A 19991-nucleotide genomic window follows, 5' to 3' on the forward strand; every position below is an offset into this window, starting at 1 on the left:
AGTCATTTGGTCGTCCGTGGCGCGCTCAGCCATTCGGTCAGCTGAGCACTCAATGAAGCAACCAAATCAGGATGGTCGGCCATGACGTCTCGCTTCTCGTTCGGGTCCGCTTCCAAATCAAACAGTTCCACGGGCTTTCCACCGAGCGCAAGCAACTTCCACTTCCCGCGCATGGCGACTTCGGTCGCGTACGGCTTAGGTTTCGGATAGTGGCGTTGCAAATTCCTGTACAGGTCGAGTTGCCAGAACACGGTCCCCCTCGCTTCGTCGCTCGGCGGGGCTTTACCCTTTAAATGCGGCAACAGGCTCAGCCCATCGATAGGCAGTTCACTCGGCAATTCAACTCCGGCTGCATCGCAGAATGTAGGCAGCAGATCGTTCGTGTGGCCGAACGCCTCCGATGTTTGACCAGCCGGAATCGCAGCTGGCCAACGCACGACCATCGGAACGCGTATTCCACCGTCATGCAGATCGGTCTTACCGCCTTTCAAATCGTGGATAAAACCTTCGTAGGCCGCTCCGTTGTCGCTTGTGAATAGGACGAATGTGTTGTCTGCGATTTCGAGTTCGTCAAGCTTTTTGAGGATCTCGCCAACTTTGGCATCCATGTGCTGCACCATCGACCGGAAGCGATGCTGATCATCACTGATACCGTCTGTGGCGGTGCCGGACCAATGCGGCTCTGGAGCGGGCTCATAGGGTTTGTGAGGGACGAGCCACCACACATTGATAAAGAAAGGCTTTTCCTCGGCGGAAAACCGTTCGATCATCTCAACCGCAAAGTCGCCATTTGCATCAGTGAAGTGCTTGGGATAGTACGAATCGTCGTCGCCGACCCGCATGTCATTCCGAAGAAGGACTGTTCCACCCTGTCGGAACAGCGTTCGCCCTCGGCCCATTCGGCCGCGAAGAGGCTGCTGCTCAATCTGCGTTTGATAACAGTCAAACCCGTGCTGCCGCGGGCCTGGCTGATCCGTGAGCCGCTTTCCGTTTTCGTCGACATGCAGTCCACCCAAATGCCACTTGCCAACATGCGCGGTGTTGTACCCAGCATTCTTCAACAGCTCGGCAACGGTCGTCGCCGATTCCGGTAGCCATCGATTGACGTCATTGAAGTGTTTCGTGATGCCGAATCGCAAGGGATACCGACCAGTCAGCACAGATGCTCGCGTGGGTGAGCACACAGCCGAACCGGCGTAGAACCGCTTGAACTTCATCCCCTCACTGGCGAGACGATCGAGATGGGGTGTCTTGACCGCGGGACTTCCAAAGCAGGTCAGGTCACCGTAGCCGAGATCGTCGGCAAGCAGCAGAATGATGTTGGGACGCTCGTTTGCATACGCATCGCTCGCGCTTCCCATCAAGGCAAGAGGGATGCTGGCAATGGCTAGAGAAAAGATGACGTTTTTCATATGCGGTGTGTTCGGTGAGTAATGCGCGCTCTATTGGGATGACAGCATCGGCTAGGGTACTTTCGGGATGACGATCATTATCGCCGTCGCGCACGAGGAGCCGGGACTGGCGGCTTCGTCGGACGTACCTCTAACGGATCGAAGAACCTCATGTTGTTTCCCACCCGGTCATAGTCGCCGAGGTCTTCACGCATCGATTCGACAAGCCCTAGCAGTCGTTCGACCACTTCAGGATTCCTCGCAGCAACATTGACTGTTTCGCCGAGATCGTTTTCCAGGTCGACCAGAAAGGGTTCATCGAAACCGATCCGATCCTCGGGTGCGATGTGGGTATTGCGACTAAATGGTGCAACTCCGATTGGTTCTTTTTCCCTGGGTAAATGAAGTTTCCACTTGCCCTGACGAACCGCCTGCAGATGGACTCGCAGATAGTAGAAGTACGCCTTTTCAGGATCCGCCTTGTCGAATTCGCCGCGGAAGAGATGCCGAATGTCTTCTCCGTCGATCACTCGATCGGATGGCACATCCGCGCCGGCAAGAGCGGCAAACGTTGGCATGACATCCATGGTCGTGGCGATCGAATCACAAACCGTTCCCGCTGGTACGTTCCCCGGTGCCCAAAGAATCGCGGGGACGCGCACGCCGCCCTCAAACGACGACACTTTGCCGCTGCGAAGCGGTCCGGCCGACCCACCATGATCACGCGGCAGATGTCCGTCGGCATGGTTTTTATTCTTGATTAGCCAGGGACCGTTGTCGCTTGTGACAAGAACATAGGTATTCTCAGCGAGATTCAGCTCGTTGAGCGTGTCCAGGATCCTGCCGACATTGAAATCGATCTCTTCAATGACGTCTCCGTACAAACCGCGAGAGCTTTTCCCTTTGAATTCTGGCGATGCATCCAACCGCGTATGCGGCATGGAATGAGGAATGTAAACAAAGAACGGCTGGTCTTGATTTTTTTTGATAAACGCGATGGCTTCATCGGTGTAACGCTGAGTCAACGTTGCCAGGTTCGTCGCTGGTTCGATCAACTTTTCGTTGCGGTAAAGATTCGCAATGCGGTCGTTGCTGGTGGGTGTTCCGTAGAAGTAATCAAATCCCTGGCGGGTCGGGAAAAGATCCATAAAGAAATCCGACTGAGAATGTTTCGCCAAATCCCACTTGCCAAAGCAGGCGGTCGCGTACCCCTTCGTCTTCAACACTTCGGCGATGGTGATCTCGTCCTCGTGTAGAATCGGATGGACTTGCTTTGTGTGGCCTCGCTCGGCAACACGCATCGGATAGCAACCGGTCATGAGTGCGGCGCGGGACGGTCCGCAAATGGGCTGAGCGTAGAAGCTGGTGAACTTCATTCCCTCAGCGGCCATCGAGTCTAACCGTGGAGTTCGAATGTCGGGTGAACCGAAGCAGCCAACATCCTGATAGCCCTGATCATCGGTGAAGATGATGACAAAGTTGGGTTGCTCAGCAGCAGAACACGTAGTGGACTTCGCCAGAAGTCCCAAAACAATCAACGTAGTGGACTTCGCCAGAAGCCCCATGATGAACCACCTAATCATTCACTTTCTCCAGCTTCCGGAATTCTGGCGAATTCCACTACGAGACCATTCTTGCGCAGATACGAGACCGTTCGGTCAAATCGCATCCAGAAATCTGATTGAAACGGATTTAGCTCCGGATACCCGGGGACCAAACATCCGGAATAGGGATAGTTGGTGTATCCGTCGAGCGGAACCAGCTTCGCTCGCTCGGGATTGCGAGCGAGATAATCACACGTTTCGACGAACACTGCTTCCTGCCGTTCTTCGGGTTGTAGCACATGATCATACGCTTGATCCTGCAGCTCAAAATCGATTGTTCGCAATGATTGGTTCAGCCTTGTTCGGAAGTGTTTCATCGCAAGCTTCTGATCGGAGGATTCGAGAATCCCTAACCACATCAGGTGAATGTGATCCGGCATCAGACAAAAGATTGGGCAAGCAATCGCGTAACGAAACAGCGAATGAGTGAGCAATTCTCGAAAGTGAAAGTAGAACTTCGCATCCAACCAACCTGTTCGACGATCCCGCATCGTCATCGCCCAATGCACCACGGCATTGCCTCGGTAGGCATTGGCGTCCAGTCGACGCAAATGATCTCGTTTGCTCATGACAAGGGCACCTGAACGTAGCGGACTTCGCCAGAAGTCTTGACTCATCGAAACGTATTGGGCTTCACCAGAAGCCCAGGTTCACTGAAACGTGGGGGGCTTCGCCAGAAGCTCGGGGGCTCTTCGAAACGTAGTGGACTTCGCCAGAAGTCCAGAAGCAAGAAAAGCGACGGAATGCGGGCCAGGAATCCTGGCGAATTCCACTACTTCATGGCGGGTTCTCGCAGCTTGGTTCCGTTGGTCGTGAGCACCTGGAAGTGGTGAATCCCGACTTTCTGGCCGTCGGTGTACTGCCACACTACTTTCTTATCGCGTGTCACCTCGAACAGCTTCGGGGCGTGAGGATCGGCACGTCCAGCGGCGTAGCTGGTGATGACGATGTTTCCATTGGGCAGCACCTGAGCACCACAGGGATCTTGCAACCACTCACCAGGCAAATCGTCGTTGGTCAACTTCCAAACGACATTTCCCTCGCGGTCAAAATCAACGACTCGGTTGCCGTGAGTGCAGCAGACAAGCGTCTGGTTATCGCCATGTCGGATCGCGGTGAACGGCCAAGTATGAATCTTGTGCTGAGTATCACCTGAGACGGTTGTGTCGAACTTCCGCAAGACATTGCCGTTCGGGTCATATTGAAAAACAGCAAAATCAAGCAGATGCGGAACAAGGTAGGTTCCATCTTCGACCTTGCGTGCCATGCGCGTCTGCATGTGATGATTCTCCGTTTGACACGCCAATGGAAATTCAACCAAGACCTTCCCGTCCGGACCAAGCTCGATCAGACGTGGTCGGTCTCCCGCTTCCGTGATGACCAAGTTGCCGTCCGGGGTCGGCTGAGCACTGTTGACCTCGCTTTGCGTGCCTTTCCAAAGCAGTGTTTCTGTTTCGTCCGGATCAATTTGGACGACAGCTCCACCCTTGTACCGTTTGGATTTACTGAGCGTCAGAATGATCGTGCCGTCCCCGAGGACATAGCCGTCTCGCGTGGCCGCCGGATACGTCCAACTCTTCGTGCCATCCGCTTTCATAATGTAAGTGTTCTTGCCACATGCTAAAAAGCTGTGTGTGGTGTCTTGAGCAATCACACCGACTGCGAAGAAAGACAAAGCGATCGAAGAGACCATTTGCAACAGGATTTGATTCAGCCTCCTCGCGTCAGGAAGACTCATTGAACGGAACGCGGAGGAATTCATGGAAGACTTTCTTTCAAAGTGGGATGGGGTGAAAATCTTGGCGGTTTTCGATGCAGGGTGGGATAAAAGTCTTGGCAGCTTCTGCTGTGGAATGCGCCGAAAGTCTTGACGACTTTCGCTACGGAATGAGTTGAGAGTCTTGGCAGGATGTCACGACGGAATGCTTCGGAAGGACAGGCGACTTTCGCTACGAGTTGACGCTTGGCCTCACGGGAAAGCGACAATGCACCGAACCCGTTACTGGAGAGGATCGGGACATCCATTCCCATGCCATCGAGCCTTCTCAATGTGATCAATCATTTCCTCGGTCCTCTCCGGTGTTTGATCGACGATGGTGCGGAGCCTGGCGCCTGTCCTTCTGTGTCAACGAACGGTCGTAGACTTTCCCCGGCCGGACCGGCTCGTGAGCCTCGGATGCGTACTCGACCAGTTGTTTGAGAACCCCAGGATGCTCGTCGGCGACGTTGTTCTTTTCTTCGACGTCGCTGGACAGATCATAAAGCTCCCAATCCGCTTTGGCGGCTCGGTAAGCCTTCCACTGATCCTTCCGCACGGCTCGTTGGTTACCGTATTCCCAGTAGAGAGTCTGATGAGTTTCTTGCCCCTTCTCATCGAGCAGAGTTGGAAGAAACGAAACGCCATCCGTTTCTGGGCAGGTGGTGTCGGTTAGCTCAGCCAGTGTTGGCATGACGTCTTGAAAACACAACAAATGATCGGACACGTTGCCCGCTTTCACACGCCCTGGCCACCGCACCAAGTACGGCACTCTCAGGCCGCCTTCATAGAGCGAACCTTTGCCAGCACGAAAACGTTCGCCCGTCTTGGGATTCAGGTTGGGAGCAAAGAATCCATGCGGCCTTTCGTCTGTTTTGAAGTAGTCTTGTCCGCCATTGTCGCCGCACAAAAAGACGATGGTGTTTTCGTCGATCTCCTGCTCGCGTAACAGATCTAGTATCTCGCCAAGTTGTCGATCCACTAAATGCAGGAACGCCGCATACACTCGTGCATCGCGATCTGTTTTCTGGCCCGCCGTCCATGGCTTGTCTTTAAAAAGCATCCAAGACGGGTCATCTTCGTCGATCCCCCAAATCCCATGCGGCGGTGTCCAGGGCAGGTAGCAGAAGAACGGCTTGTCACGATTTCGTTGAATGAACTTCTTCGCTTCTTCGAAGATAACCAATTGAGCATGGGTGTCACCTTCATAGAACGATTCACCTGGATTGCCGGGGAGCAGAACTTCTTGGCTGTTGCGGATCAAATACTGTGGGTAGAACGTGTGAGCGTGAACTTGGTCGTAGTACCCAAAGAACTCATCAAAGCCATGCTCTTCGGGGATCCCCGATGTCCCGCGACCTCCGATGCCCCATTTGCCAAAGCCACCGGTGACATAGTCCGACTCCCGAAGCATGGTCGCGAGCGTTGGCTCGTCGGCTCGGATGGGTGAGAAGCCATCGTTGACTCGCATGGACGTGTGCCCGGAGTGCAACCCAGTCAACAACACGCAACGTGTCGGTCCGCACACCGGGGCGCCCGCGTACGCGTTGGTGAAACGCATGCCTTCACGAGCAAACTGATCAATGTTTGGAGTCAACAGCTCCGGGTGCCCCATATGCCCCGATTCGAAATAGCCCCACTCGTCCAACATCAAGTAGATGATGTTTGGCTTTTCATTGGCACGAGCATTTCCGATGAAACAAGCCAGCGATAGGGCAACGAACGTCAACCATCGCGAGAGGAATTGGATTGGCAAGGTCTTCACTCACTGTCAAAGTCATGTACGGGCACTCTTCGATTCCCTCGCGAAGATGCCGGGGCCCCAACACTGATGCCGGGACCCTGTCGCTGATGCCAGGCGACAAGGTGACATGAGCATACCTCCCGCCGAATTGCCGCGAAGAGATCATCGTCGATAAAGCAACACGCTTTTCCAGGACGAAACGCAACGCGACGCCAACGATTTGCGACACGATGGCAGTATGGAGACAGCCACAAGAGGGCATGTCGCCTCGTGATGGCTGTTCTGCAAGTGTCGGTTCGTTCAAGAAAGCCAGCCACTGCGATCACTCTTCGAACACCATCGACTCAGTCTTGGCGCCGAGTTTCGACAACGTCTCTTTCAGTTCATTCACCATGGCGGGCGGACCGCAGAGATAGAACGGCTGCGAGAAATCGTCCACACGTTTCTGCAACCACTGTTGATCGATTCGCCCCTGTTCGTAATCGCGGTGCTGTTCCTGCGTCAACGTGCAAACGACGGCATGGCCCAAGATCCGAAACAGCTCGCCTTGCAAGAAAACGTTCTGATGTTGCTTGTTGGAAAAAAACAATCGATTCCCCTCCAGTTCCCCATCTCTTTCAAGCTGTCTGAGAATCGAAACGAAAGGCGTGATACCAGCACCGCCCGCGATGAAGACACCGGGGCCTTGATACTCGATCGTGCCCCACGGATCACCAAAGATCACTCGGTCATTCACCTCGATTTCGCGACCAAGATGTTCCGTGACACCTTCGTGTTCAGGAAACTCCGCTGTCGGGTACGACTTGATGATGAATTCCAACCGAGGGTTGTTGGGCAGGCTGGTGATCGTGAAGGGACGTTTCTTCTCGCGATAGCCGACTTCGTCGATGGACAGCTCAACAGCTTGCCCCGGCCGAAACTCGAACCCTTCCGGTTTTTCAACCACGTAAAGGTTCACGTGCTCGGCCAATTGCTCGCGATGCAACACGCGTCCTCGATGTTTCCCGTAACTGTCCCAATCTGTCGTGCCGCTTTGTGGTTGAGTCTCTGCGGTGCTCATGTTCGTTCCTTAGTGAGTAGAGGTTCTTTAGCAAACGCCTTCGCAGAGAGCCGCGAAAAGAATGCCAAACCCCAAGGAGCGATCCACCAAAAACCCATCCGTAGCGAATGTCGCCAAGACTTTCGTCGCACCATCCGTACCGAAAGTCATCCAAACCCTCGACGCCCCAACCGTAGCGAAAGTCGTCAAGACTTTCGTCGCACCGTCCGTAGCGAAAGTCGTCAAGACTTTCGACAAAACAAACCTAGAAAATGTCGTAAAGACATTCGTCCACTCAACATCTCTCCGCAAACGCTCAGCAATTCTCCCGACTTCAAAACCAAGCCTCGACGCACCACTCGCAACAACTGCGAGACACCGCAACGCGATCTGAATGGAGGGCCGCACACAACGGATCATCGACTTCCAATCCGTGCCGGTGTTCAGCTTCCTAGCATGTCGCATCAGCGATTGCGCCACCGCATCGCGATCATCTCAAGTGCGATCGAACCCGTCCCATCAACTTTTCTGCGAGCCACCATGTCCACAACCGAATCAAAATGTCCATTCCCTCATGGTGGCTCGTCCAAACCCGTTGACATGGAAAACGGTGGACATGACACCACGACCAAGGTCACCACGCGAGCCGCAACCACGGGAGCCTGCCCGTTCCGCGGGACGCGCATCGGTGGCGCCATCGGATCGGAACCTCAACTGGATCACTGGTGGCCCAACCGATTGAAAGTCGAACTGCTGCACCGGGATCCCATCCAAGCCAACCCCCTTCGTGATTTGAACTACCAGCAGGCTTTCAGCGAGATCAATTACGACCAACTCAAAGCCGACATTCGCCAGCTTCTCCGAACGTCAGTCGATTGGTGGCCGTGCGACTATGGCAATTACGGACCACAAATGATCCGTATGGCGTGGCACTCCGCCGGAACGTATCGCATTGCCGATGGCCGCGGCGGTGCGGGCGGCGGGATGCAGCGGTTCGCTCCCATCAACTCCTGGTGGGACAACGGCAACACGGACAAATCACGTCGCTTGCTCTGGCCAATCAAACAAAAATACGGAGCCAAACTCAGTTGGGCGGACCTGATGATTCTGACCGGCAATGTCGCGCTCGAAGACATGGGCTTCCGGACATTTGGTTTTGCTGGCGGACGAATCGACCAGTGGGAACCCGACTCGGCAACCTACTGGGGTCCCGAAGGCTGGGCCGGCGACGACCAGGTTGGACATCCGGACGAGATGGTGACGCTCGACGAGCGTTGGGAAGGCGATCCCAAACAAGAGCACTGGGACCTTGAGAACCCCGTCGCGGCAACTCACCAAGCGATCATCTATGTCAATCCAGAAGGCCCCGATGGCAACGGCGATCCGATGGACAGCGCTCGCGAAATTCGTGAAAGCTTCGCACGGATGGCGATGAACGATGAAGAAACCGTGGCACTGATTGCGGGCGGTCACGCCTTCGGCAAGTCGCACGGAATGGTCAATCCGGCCGAGATCGGTGCCGCACCGGAAGCCGCTTCCATGAAAGAGATGGGACTTGGTTGGAATAACCCGGTTGGTACCGGCAACGCCGAGTACACAATGACCAATGGCATCGAAGGGTCTTGGACATCCAACCCAACTCAGTGGGACAACGAGTACCTGCAAAACCTCTTCACCTACGAATGGAAGAAGACGGAAAGCCCCGCCGGTGCTTTGCAGTGGACTCCGGTGGAAGACGACGCACGCACGACGCCGGATGCCCACATCGAAGGCAAGCAGAATCCGTTGATGATGATGACGTCCGACATTGCACTGAAAGAAGATCCCATCTATCGCAAGATCTGCGAACGCTTTCTAGAAGACTTCGATTACTTTGCAGATGCGTTTTCGCGAGCTTGGTACAAGCTGACTCACCGTGACATGGGACCGGTCGATCGATACGTCGGCCCGGAAATTCCCGACGAACTGTTGCCTTGGCAAGATCCAGTGCCGTCGCTGGATCACGAAACGGTTTCCTCGGACGATATCGCCGCTTTGAAAACCAAAGTGCTCGGCAGTGGTTTGTCCGTATCGCAATTGGTCTCGGCCGCGTGGGCCTCCGCATCCACCTACCGCGACAGCGACAAACGCGGCGGTGCTAACGGAGCCCGCGTACGGTTGGAGCCTCAGATCAACTGGGAAGTCAACAACCCCGCACAGCTTAAAGAAACGCTCGCGACACTCGAATCAATCCAACAACAATTCAACGAGTCACAAACCACCGACAAGAAGATTTCCATCGCGGATCTAATTGTATTGGCAGGTTGTGCGGGAATTGAAAAAGCGGCCCAGGACGCGGGCATCGACGTCGAAGTCCCATTCGTTCCCGGACGAATGGACACGACGCAGGAATGGACGGACGAAGCGAGCTTTGAGTGGTTGAAGCCCGTCGTGGATGGTTTCCGCAACTATCGAAACGACCAAGTGACCTACAAAGTCCCGCCGGAGCATTTGTTCTTGGACAAGGCTCACTTGCTGAAGCTAACCGCGCCCGAATGGACGGCGCTGTCCGGCGGGCTGAAGGTGCTGAACGTCAACCATGACGGCTCCGCACACGGTGTGTTCACCGAAACACCAGGCCGCCTTACCAACGACTTCTTCCGAGTCCTAACATCCATGGAAGTTCAGTGGGAACCGCAGAGCGATGACGAACTGTTGTTCGACATCAAAGATCGCGAAACCGGCGAGACCAAATACACAGCCACACGATGCGACTTGGTGTTCGGCAGCAACGCTCAACTCCGCCAAGTCGCCGAGGTCTACGCCGCCGACGATGGCCACGAACGTTTGGTCAACGACTTCGTCCAAGCATGGCACAAAGTCATGATGCTCGACCGGTTCGATGTGCCCGAAGAGCGAGCTCAAGCAATGTCCATTTGCTAACCCGAATGCCTTGCCTCGCAGCAAACGATTGACCGCCTCCCCGAGTGTAACCCCCAGCGTGAGATACTTTCGGGGTTCTCTCTTTCCTAAACCCCGACCCCAAAACACCTTACGAAATCAGAGGCCGTTCCGGCTAAAAACGGCACAAACGTCACTCGTAGGAACCAAAACAAGAGACGCGATAGGCAATCGCCAGTTCCACCTCGCTAACCAACAACGAACGGTTCGCGGCGATACATTCGCGAAGCGTCAGTCGCGTGTAACCACGATCGAACGTCCAGTGGTCTGAAACCAATTACTCGTTGTCATCAAGATCCGAAGTTGATTTGGCAACGCGCAGAGCCTCGCTGGACACATACCTCTGACCCATCGTAAACGCGGTCGGTTTGCCCGATTTCGATCTTTTATCGTTCGGTATCGGATTATCCAATACGAGAGTGTCTGGTGAGTCCGGCGCTGATAGCAGCAGGATTTTAAATCGTTCACCTTCAGGTCGGTATCCTTCTTCAATCAACTGATTGACCAACTCAGCCAACGGCGTTTCAGCAGAGCCTTTTGTCATGACCACATCGTCGTAGGAAGCGATGACCTTTGGCACCAGCGGGTAAATGACTCCTTTGGAATAGAAACCAATCCGGCTTACTAGCTGAAATGAACGGTTTGGTTGACAAACGTATGCATGCAGCTTTTCGTATTCTGGCCAAGCATTCCGAGCAGCAACGATGACTGTGTCATTCAAACTCGCGGTGAGCCCTTCGGCCTCAAGCATGGACTGCAGCTCACGCAAAAGAAACGCTTCACGTTCGGAGACAACTTCCTTCGGGTCCTCGAGAAGCTCGTTGATTGCTTGATCCAGCATTGTGAATGAAGCCCAGGCGACCCGATCGTCCTCCACGGAGTCCAATGCCCTTGGGCGAACATCGTCAGGGGTTAGCACGAGAAGCAAAAGATTGGATTCAGTAGCTTCATCCAGCCGCTTCAGATGCCGAACAAGCTGGTCGCGGCGAACCGTGTTCCGCTGAATCTTTGTTTCGATAAGCAATCTTAAACTGCTCTGAATGATCGCATCCGGAACTCCAGCCGCGCCTTTAGAAGGCTGGTTTTCAAAGCGAATCAATTGAAACTCTGACTGCTCCAGCAGGGCACCGACCAGCCTCTCCATCCGATCAATCGAAAGTGAACGAAGTACCGCGAGGCATGAAGCGGTGACTCGGTTTTCGCCAGTAGAGTAAGTGGAAAAAATGCTGGTCATTGGATTTGGGTGCCGTTGTTATGCAAACAGTTGTCTAGGTAGACGCTATGACGGCCAACTCAAGCTTACACGCTTCTAAGTGTGGTCGAAGCGCGGCTTCCAGCTTGATCATATGATCGACCATTTGTTCTTGAATCGCTGGCCAAGCCGTTTCGTCGCTGCGATAGCCACCGCTCGCCATGTTTGATGCAATTCGACAACTGCGTTTCTCATTGAGTCTTTGCCATGAAAGGGAACCGCCAAACTGTTGCTCGATAGCGTCCTTTCGTTCTTGAAGCCAATCAAAAATCTGCTTATTCACTCCGTCCTGGCCGGCGCCGCGATCGATGTAGAGTTCTGCCGTGGTGTCATCTTTACGGATCACATAGTTGAAGCCCAATCCCCGAATCCCAGAGCCAGCGCCCACCCATGCGTACTCTCCCGGCGAGATGTTGGCATGCAGTTGAGTGCGACTTGATGCATGTCGGAGAAGTTGTTGCCAGAACTTGTACCGAATGCTGTATCGCTCAGCTCGCTCTTGCCTGCCTCGTTGCTCCTTCTCTCGAACCTGGACCTGATATTCCGCCGCTTCTGGAAGCGGAATCACCTGCTGGACGTCAAGGAGCAGTCGTTCACCATCTTTGTATGGCCGCATACGAACGCAGCGGATGTCAATTCCGCGACCGTTGAGCCACATAACCGCCGTCGTAAGCTCTTTTGAGAACTCAGCGGACGCGAGCACGATGCGCACATCCTGGGCAAAGTCATCCTCGTCCTCTGACTCCCACCCTAAGAAATCCAGAAGGCTCGACCTTGGATCAATTGTTTCGTTGATCCGTTGGAGGTAACGACCGTAGATCTCCACTACCTTGTCAAAGGTCAACGTCGAAATCATGGCGGCATACCGAATGGCCTGCAGTTCCATGTGTCCGCCGTCTTCGGTTCGCTTCAGTTCGATAACGACCAAGTTTGCGTCTCGGTCAATAGCCAGCAAGTCGATCCGCCGACGCGAATCATCCCACTCCCCAAACTCTTCACTGACAACCAAGGTGTCGGGCGCGATTACGTCAATCTGTTTCCGCAGCAAACGCTGAAGGTCTCCTCGCTCAGTGACCCCCACATCGCTAAAGGTAGTCTCGGTGATCTTGCGTATTTCGTGATCGCAAAGCTCAAAGATAGGCATACTGACTTGACTGTGAGGAAATTGGCGTTGAGGCTGGAAGACTATGATTATATCCGTACCAACTTCTGCCTGTGGGCCGACTCCAGAACTCCCGAAAGTTGATGCGAACTTCGAAAACCGGCCTTCATATTTCGGTCTGTGTGAGGTAACTGTTAAGCATCCCCGAAAACGAACGACCGGAGACAAAGAATGCTACCAAGGACAAGCGACCAAGCTCTTGAACTCCTGCGAAGAGGATTTCCCGGATGCGACATCGAGGTATGCGACTGCCACGAGCTAAATGACGGAACCATCGAAGAAGCCGGAATGGTAACATCATACAACCATAAAATCGCTTCCTTTGCTCTGCTGTACTCTCCGAGAGATCCAGAAGTCGTAGCTGAAATCAGACTTGGAATGGTTGGTCGCTATTGCGGAACCGTAGAAGAGCAACATGCTTTTCAACGCAACCGCTAGGTATCTGCGACCGCGAAACTAGCAGAGGCCGTATCTGTCGCCGGATTTCGTAAACAGCTTTCGAGGCGATGCGGCCTTTGACTGATTCTCGACGCAATGCTTGTTCAGTTGCGCACGCAAAATGGCGAAGGGGTCTTTGGCTTTGAACTCGTAAAGCTGCTTGGAATTGATCGAATCGTAGATTTCCTTCGCCGTCATAGGAGCTTTATTCGCTTCGAGCACCGTCACCACTACGTCTGCAATTGATTCTCGCGCCATCAGGATTTTGCCTCACAGGTTAATGCGACAAGGTCGCCAATATTCTTAATCTTGTTTGGAGTCGCCAAGTAACTGATCCCGCGGTGAAGGTGCAAGCGAAACTGCGCTGCAGCAACCTCGTCGTCAGGATCCAGTCCATCTTGCACGCAGCGTTCTCGCACCAAAGCCGCGTACAACTCGTAGTTGTCGCCACCAAACGTCTCCCAGGTCATCTCGACGTTGCTGTCGGCCGGGATCTCGACAGGAGTTGGAGGCGTTGGCTCCTTGAGCGAAACGCACAACGCCCATCGGCAAAGAACGTTCCAGTTCTGAATGCCAGTTCGAGTCTTCAGCCTGATCAGCTGGTCGCGTGCCTGAGAAGAGAGTCGTATCTGTTTTACAAACATCGATTAATTGCTCCCTACGCCGACTGCTTCTGCTTCCCAAAAGTACCCTTCGGTCGCTTCGGTGAACTGCTTCTTCTCGTTGTAGTCGAGATGGTAGGCATGCGAGAGGTGCGGAGAAAGCGTCTCGTAGTACTCTTGGTCAACTTCAGTGTCCGTCGACAAGATAATGACTTGGTGGCTGGCATTCGGGAAGTACCGCTCCACAAGGTGATTGCGGTGGGTCGCGTCGAGTCGAGCCATCGGCGTGTCGACGATGGATGGAAGCGGGCGAGCGGATGCTCGCGCCAATCCCCAGAGCACAGAGACAGCGAAGATTTGTTTCTCGCCCTCGGACAATCGTTCTTTGGAAATCGAAGTCCCATCCGCTGCGAGCAGTGAAATCGAAAACGACTCCGGATCAATTTGAACCGACTCGACCAGAGTTTTTTTGCGAAGCAGGAACCGAAACGACTCCGTAACGTACGAGGAGAGTCGATCAATCTTTGCCGCGGAGGCCCGCGCCAGAAATTGTTTCATGATCTCTTGCGTCTTGCTCGCAAGCTCGGCCATTCGAGCCGATTCCTCAACCTTGAAAACCTCGTCTTTGAGCAGGCGACTTCGCATGGAATCAAGTGACTTTTGCGCAGACTCCATTTCCGACTTTGCGCGATCTAGTTCCTTCTGTAACTTCCGAACTTGATCCTCGAGAGCGCCCGCTTCCTTCGCCTTCTCGGTCAGAGTCTCGGCAACGCCTTTGATTGCATCTTCTTCAGGCGTCGCGGCTATGGATCTAGATACAGCCTCCATATCATGGATGACCTGGTTCAATTCTTCGACTAGTCCCGCAGCCGATTCCTTTTCCTCACGCAAAACCGTTTCGAGAAGGTTGCTTAGGCGTGCACGGGCACGATCAGACAGCCTATGCCTGGGGCTGGTGTCGCCTTCGAACAAACGTCCCTGCCTATCCGCCGCCAGGATCTCATCCACCGTTTGAAGATGAGCCTCAGACAGCTCAGCGGATAGCGACTCCATGATCTGGCGGTCACGGTCTTCTAGCATTTCATGTACGACGCGGGATCTCGCCGACTGACTCTCGGATGCGTCTTGCCGTTGAGCCTTCTCAAGCAAGTGGCGAACGAGCGAAATCGGAAGACTGCCCGTTGCAGATTGAACGAGTTGGGTCTTCAACTCAGCATCGCGAACCTTCAAATCATTCGCAGCCTTCTGCTGGTCTTCCCTCTTGTCCCAGTGTTCACCACCGACTTTTGCAAATGCCTTCTTCGCCCGACGCACCTCTTCCTGAGCACGCTGACGCTCGTTCTCAGCAGTAGCGAGTTGTGCCTTCAGTTGCTTGGTCGCTTCGTCCCGCTCGCCAATCAGCTGCTCGAGCTCGTCGATCTTGGTGGAGTCCGCATCCGAAAGCGAAGACTCTTTCACCAGACGCGATTCAAGTATCTTCGAGTCCGCGATCAACCTTTCGGCCAAGTCCAGTCCGAGTAGAGCCTTTACGGCGGTCCCCAGTGCCTCATTGCTGGACGAATCTTCGGCGAGGAACCGGATTTGTTCTGCATCGAAGAAAAACAATCGGGAAACGCCGATGGGAATGATCTCTTCGACGACTGTGTTCCAGTTATCGCTTAGCCACTTATCGCGTTCGCCATCACGATACACTTCGAGTTTTTCGCGAACGGTTGCTCCTGCGCCGTGCCAACGGCGGCTCACTTCGTACAAATGCTCTTTGCCGTCCGAAGCATACCGGAAGCTCAGTCCCACTGATGCTCCATCAGCCGGATCTACGTTGCGGTGAATGCAATCACGCAAGAATTGTTCGTATGGCTGGCTATTCCGTTTCGAGCACCTTGCGCGCTGGCCATACAAAGCCAATTGAACGGCATCGAGAATCGTGGTCTTTCCTCCGCCATTGATTCCGCCGAACAACACCACCGGGCGCAGCTTTCCATGTCGACGAACGGGAGCCAGGTTGATGACCTGCTCACCTCCGTACAAACAGAAGTTGAATAGTGTTAGTTCTTCCAGAATCACTTGATGCCCTTGGCTAGATAATGATCTCTTCCGTGATGTCATCCTCGCCAAAAAGCTCTAGCTGAGGTGTATGCGTTGCTTCGTCCTTCTTGCCTTGCGCCTCGTCGAGACGTCTTTTTTCTTCCCGCTTCAGGCGAATGGCTTCATCCTCGTCAGCGAACTGACTCGCTTTCAGTCGGTCAACCAGCTCGTCGTAAACTCCTGCCCGGCGGGTCATGCCTCGATACTGCCGTTCTACATCCAGCAAGTCAGCCTGCAACCGAAACATTCGTTCGTCGCCGTCACACACGTCTGCCAGGATCTCCCAATCTTCTGCTCCGAGAAGCTTGTCATCAGCCGGCGGAATGGGGAACTCCTCTCCCATGACTTCCTGATAGATCGTTGGCAGCGAGTCGTCGAACTCATGCTTTTCATCAAGCCAGATACGTCGGATCTCTTGCAATTCGGCCATCGATATAAGCTCGAGCTTTGCTACCTCTTTCGGCCCAAGTTCCCGGATCTGCTTTTGAATCTCGAGTACTCGCCGCACCCAGTGTTCACGGAACGCTTTCGTGTAAGGCCCAGGAATAGTGGCGTCCTTAAATAGCATCACACGCCCGTCGATACGACGATAATCGCGCCGCGAGCGCTCGATCTTTCGCAAGTCGTCGTCGGAGAGTTTGTCTCGACGTTTCTTGCCGATCTTCTTGCGTTCCGCAGGGCCGATCCCCTCTTCGATACACGCCAATTCGTTGCGCAGCTCCAACAAAGGAGCCATCCACTCCTTTTCTTGGTCGTTCTTGATCATCGCCTCCATGGAGCGATCTTTGTCAACAACGGTGCAGACCCAGCATCCGAATCGACTGCTGCCACAACTTGGTGTAGAGGTGTCAACGACCAACGGGCACTCGTTGTCTTCCGACGCACCTTGGTACATGCCGAGCAGCGATTTGTTGGTATGTCCCCACGGGTTCTTTACTTGCATGAGGAACAACCAGACATCGTCATTGGTCCAATCTTCAATCGGTGTGAAGACACGAGAGTTTGGCAAGCTCGTATTCACTGACAATCGTTCATCGAGGAATGCACCACGTGACTGCTCCTCCGCCTTGCTCATATTGCGGGCGCGACGCTGGCTCTCCGCCTTCCGCGTGCCAAGCACCAGCAATGCTTCACCGTTCTCTCGAATCACATTTCTGATGAAATTGTTCGACGGATTGATCTTCATACGTGATGTACACCAACGGAATTGGTTCGTTGGCTTGGGATATCCCTTGCCGATGAGATTCACCCAAAACGTATCGACTGTCGCGGGAGACAGTTTGTGGGGCGTAATGGGCACCTCCTGCTCAGCAGCTGCCTTGCGCATCTTCGCATGCGAGTCATCGACCCAAAGCGAAACGATCGGCTGTTCCACAAGGGTATCAGTTGAGATGACGTGAATTTGCTTCTTTCGTTTTGCAGGCGGAATCTCTTTGATTGCCAGCCAGACAAGTTGCAAGACCGCGCTGGAGTCCTTGCCGCCGCTGTAGCCGATCACCCAAGGGATCTGATCCCAGAGGTAGAACTTACGAATCTCCTCGCAGATTCGATCGACGGTTTTGCCTAGTCCATCCGTCTCGAAAGCTGACTGCTGTTTAGGCGGCTTTGTCTTTGCCACGTTGTTCCCTCCTGAAGTCCTGTTCCAGCTGTTGCTCTTCTGCGGTTAGTTTCATCCCGAGATGTTTCTTAATAAAATTGGCACACAGTGCCACGTTGACCGTCTTCTTGGATAGTCTGCCAGCGTTCATCGCTCGGCCATCCCAATGAGAACTGCCGCGACTCCAATCGAGAGAGTCGAGCTTTTTGAGCTTGGACTTCCATGCACGCGAGTTCTTGGCCAGGAGTTGATTTCCGACTCTGGCGAGTGCAGAAAGGGCCAAGGTATGTGCGTGAATAAAATCGCGTCGCAATTCAGCTGGGCTGGCTTTCCGTTCTTTCGCCAACTGCCATTCGGGGACGTAACCCGAGACAGTCGTCCAAAACTCAGCTGCAAGATCGATCTTCTTCTCGACGGTCGGCAATTCGAGCCCATTGAGTAGGGTTCGCGTTGCACTGTAGATCCCGCTCAATGTAAACAATTTTAGCGATCTGTTCGAGATGCTGGACCTCTCCAGCTCCGTAAGTCCCACGAATACCGGCACTTTAGACGCTAAGGCCTTGGCGATAATCGAGTCTTCTTCGCGGTCATCGTAAAGAATGCCCAGAGACTTGGTCGGGCGGACAGCGTGCCTGTTCAAATCCGCGAACATTTGCTGCGAGCGCTCCAGCCCAACATCCATAAAGAAAACGACCGAAATCGTCTCATCCCCCAGGTCGGGGTTCTCGCGGAGAGCCGCCTCGATCGCAGCCCTTCGGTGCTGGCCATCATTGATGATGAAGCGAGCGTTCATCGGAACACGCAATCGCCCCATCGTTCGCTCCGTCTTTTCCTCCCCCATCGCATCGAATTTGACCTTACCATCGATCGAGGCCGTTAGCGCTGAGAAGATATAGTCCTTAGGGTTGGCCAACAGATACCGAGCCATTTCCGGAATCCGCGATTTGTTCAGAATCCTCTGCGCTCGGAGCTCGGGGTTGAGCTCGTCCTCGTCAAAGAGGAAAATGCGAGGAATCAGGCGCAAAGGACACATCGAGATGTAGTACTCACGCCCTGCCTGAATCCCGCGAATCGCGGGGAAGTTGTATTCAAAAGCGGGCATTCCATTAGCTCCACCGAGTAAGTTTGGAAGTTTCTTGGCCAACTTTGGAAGTGACCTATTTAACTTCCATCGGATTAATTTGACTTCCGGCTTAAAGCAAACCCATCAGACAGTCCGAAAATGCCACCCGTATACCTGGACTACAACGCAACGACGCCATTGGACCCTCGAGTCTTCGAGGTGATGAAAGAGTGGTACCTAGGACCGCCCGCAAATGCCGGCAGCCGAACACACGTCTATGGGCAGCGCGCCAAAGAAGCTGTTGAGAAAGCGCGGTCGCAGGTTGCTTCAGTTATCGACGCGAAGCCTGAAGAAATCATCTTCACCAGCGGTGCGACAGAGAGTAATAACATTGCGATTATTGGGCTGGCCGAACATGGAGAACGAACGGGACGCAAGCACATCATCTCAACTGCGATCGAACACAAAGCCGTTCTCGAACCGCTTGAGCATCTCGCGAGTCGAGGTTTCGAAGTTGAGTTGGCGCCGGTGAATTCGGGTGGCTATGTTGAGCCCGATGAGATTCGCAAGCGTTTAAGAAATGACACGCTGCTTGTCTCCGTCATGCACGCGAACAACGAGACTGGTATCCTTCAACCTGTCGTTGAGATAGGTGACCTTGTAGCTGAATTAGATGCCTACTTCCATGTCGACGCTGCACAATCATTTGGAAAAGAAATCGACGAACTGCGAGAAGTGGAAGCAGATCTGATTTCTATCAGCAGTCACAAAATCTTCGGACCTCAAGGTGCCGGCGCACTCTTGGTGACCAGGGCATCGGGCTGCACCATTCCATTGAAGCCGTTGCACTTTGGAGGTGGTCAAGAACGTGGCTTACGACCTGGGACTATTCCGACGCCGCTCATAGTGGGACTAGGAGAAGCCGCATCACTTGCCGTCATGGAGCAAGCATGCCGCAAACAACAGTCGCTGATCTCCCGCCGCGAAGTCCTTCAAGCATTTGCAAGACTAGACCACAAAGTGAACGGCGATCCGGAGCGGTGCCAACCCCATGTCGTAAATCTAAGGCTGAAAGGAATTGACAGCGAAGCTGTAATGATGGCCTTACGTGAAGTAGTTTCAGTCTCAAACGGTTCGGCATGTACATCCTCAAGCTATCAGCCAAGCCACGTCTTAGTAGCGATGGGCTTGAGCGAAGTTGCAGCCAATGAGTCGATACGTTTATCCTGGTCAGGAGAACTAACGGTTCCCATAGAGCAGATCCATCGCGTTCTGGAGAAGCTAAGCTAGTCGTCTTCCGAGGGCTCTTTTGCACGAG

The 19991-nt window shown here is 53.9% G+C and carries 17 protein-coding genes; 3 read left to right on the plus strand and 14 right to left on the minus strand.

Annotated elements, in window-relative coordinates:
* Positions 1-2: 2 nt before the first annotated feature.
* The 6 genes from LOC70_RS01885 to LOC70_RS01910 all read right to left on the minus strand — a co-directional run bounded on the left by LOC70_RS01885 (position 3) and on the right by LOC70_RS01910 (position 7555).
* Positions 3-1412: a sulfatase family protein gene (locus LOC70_RS01885; protein WP_230251557.1), complete on the minus strand. Its 1410-nt coding sequence runs from the start codon at positions 1410-1412 to the stop codon at positions 3-5.
* A 77-nt stretch (positions 1413-1489) separates the two neighbouring features.
* A complete protein-coding gene (locus tag LOC70_RS01890) occupies positions 1490-2974 on the minus strand; it encodes a sulfatase family protein (RefSeq protein WP_230251558.1) in 1485 nt (494 codons plus the stop codon).
* Positions 2971-3564 carry a hypothetical protein gene (locus LOC70_RS01895; protein ID WP_230251559.1) on the minus strand — a complete coding sequence of 198 codons (594 nt, stop codon included), beginning with the start codon at positions 3562-3564 and terminating at the stop codon, positions 2971-2973. Before LOC70_RS01895 ends, LOC70_RS01890 begins: the two co-directional genes overlap by 4 nt.
* Positions 3565-3767: 203 nt before the next feature.
* Positions 3768-4688 (minus strand): beta-propeller domain-containing protein, encoded by a 921-nt coding sequence (locus tag LOC70_RS01900; RefSeq protein ID WP_230251891.1) that lies wholly within the window; start codon positions 4686-4688, stop codon positions 3768-3770.
* 361 nt (positions 4689-5049) lie between these two features.
* Positions 5050-6507, minus strand: coding sequence for an arylsulfatase (locus tag LOC70_RS01905; protein WP_230251560.1), 1458 nt, complete (start codon positions 6505-6507; stop codon positions 5050-5052).
* Positions 6508-6817: 310 nt separating this feature from the next.
* Complete coding sequence (locus tag LOC70_RS01910) at positions 6818-7555, minus strand: FAD-binding oxidoreductase (RefSeq protein WP_230251561.1); 738 nt, start codon at positions 7553-7555, stop codon at positions 6818-6820.
* Between the two features lie 519 nt (positions 7556-8074).
* Here LOC70_RS01910 and katG point away from each other — a divergent pair.
* Entirely contained in the window at positions 8075-10456 is a 2382-nt protein-coding gene (gene katG, locus LOC70_RS01915; protein WP_230251562.1) for a catalase/peroxidase HPI, read from the plus strand.
* 151 nt (positions 10457-10607) lie between these two features.
* Here the strand turns inward: katG and LOC70_RS01920 are convergent, their stop codons facing one another.
* From LOC70_RS01920 to LOC70_RS01930, 3 genes are read right to left on the minus strand one after another with little or no spacing between them, the layout of a single operon-like run.
* Positions 10608-10751 (minus strand): hypothetical protein, encoded by a 144-nt coding sequence (locus LOC70_RS01920; protein WP_230251563.1) that lies wholly within the window; start codon positions 10749-10751, stop codon positions 10608-10610.
* The gene (locus LOC70_RS01925) at positions 10752-11708 is read right to left on the minus strand and encodes a hypothetical protein (protein ID WP_230251564.1); all 957 of its coding nucleotides are present in this window, start codon (positions 11706-11708) and stop codon (positions 10752-10754) included.
* Positions 11709-11742: 34 nt separating this feature from the next.
* On the minus strand, positions 11743-12612 hold the full coding sequence (locus LOC70_RS01930) for a DUF4268 domain-containing protein (RefSeq protein ID WP_230251565.1): 870 nt from the start codon (positions 12610-12612) through the stop codon (positions 11743-11745).
* On the opposite strand from LOC70_RS01930, the gene LOC70_RS01935 reads away from it, so the two are divergent.
* Positions 12613-12972: a hypothetical protein gene (locus tag LOC70_RS01935; RefSeq protein WP_230251566.1), complete on the plus strand. Its 360-nt coding sequence runs from the start codon at positions 12613-12615 to the stop codon at positions 12970-12972.
* A 372-nt stretch (positions 12973-13344) separates the two neighbouring features.
* Here LOC70_RS01935 and LOC70_RS01940 read toward each other — a convergent pair whose 3' ends face one another.
* From LOC70_RS01940 to dndB, 5 genes are read right to left on the minus strand one after another with little or no spacing between them, the layout of a single operon-like run.
* Entirely contained in the window at positions 13345-13584 is a 240-nt protein-coding gene (locus LOC70_RS01940) for an HTH domain-containing protein (RefSeq protein ID WP_230251567.1), read from the minus strand.
* Positions 13584-13970, minus strand: a complete 387-nt coding sequence (gene dndE / locus LOC70_RS01945) for a DNA sulfur modification protein DndE (protein ID WP_230251568.1) — start codon at positions 13968-13970, stop codon at positions 13584-13586. The genes LOC70_RS01940 and dndE overlap by 1 nt, the downstream gene beginning before the upstream one ends.
* Positions 13971-13973: 3 nt before the next feature.
* A complete protein-coding gene (dndD, locus tag LOC70_RS01950; RefSeq protein ID WP_230251569.1) occupies positions 13974-15992 on the minus strand; it encodes a DNA sulfur modification protein DndD in 2019 nt (672 codons plus the stop codon).
* Between the two features lie 13 nt (positions 15993-16005).
* Positions 16006-17631 carry a DNA phosphorothioation system sulfurtransferase DndC gene (dndC, locus tag LOC70_RS01955; protein ID WP_230251570.1) on the minus strand — a complete coding sequence of 542 codons (1626 nt, stop codon included), beginning with the start codon at positions 17629-17631 and terminating at the stop codon, positions 16006-16008.
* Complete coding sequence (dndB, locus tag LOC70_RS01960) at positions 17609-18712, minus strand: DNA sulfur modification protein DndB (RefSeq protein ID WP_230251571.1); 1104 nt, start codon at positions 18710-18712, stop codon at positions 17609-17611. Before dndB ends, dndC begins: the two co-directional genes overlap by 23 nt.
* Positions 18713-18832: 120 nt before the next feature.
* Here dndB and dndA point away from each other — a divergent pair, with 120 nt between their 5' ends.
* Positions 18833-19963, plus strand: a complete 1131-nt coding sequence (gene dndA, locus LOC70_RS01965) for a cysteine desulfurase DndA (RefSeq protein ID WP_255715149.1) — start codon at positions 18833-18835, stop codon at positions 19961-19963.
* Positions 19964-19991: the final 28 nt, after the last annotated feature.

It is taken from the genome of Rhodopirellula halodulae, assembly GCF_020966775.1.
GTDB classification, from domain to species: domain Bacteria; phylum Planctomycetota; class Planctomycetia; order Pirellulales; family Pirellulaceae; genus Rhodopirellula; species Rhodopirellula halodulae.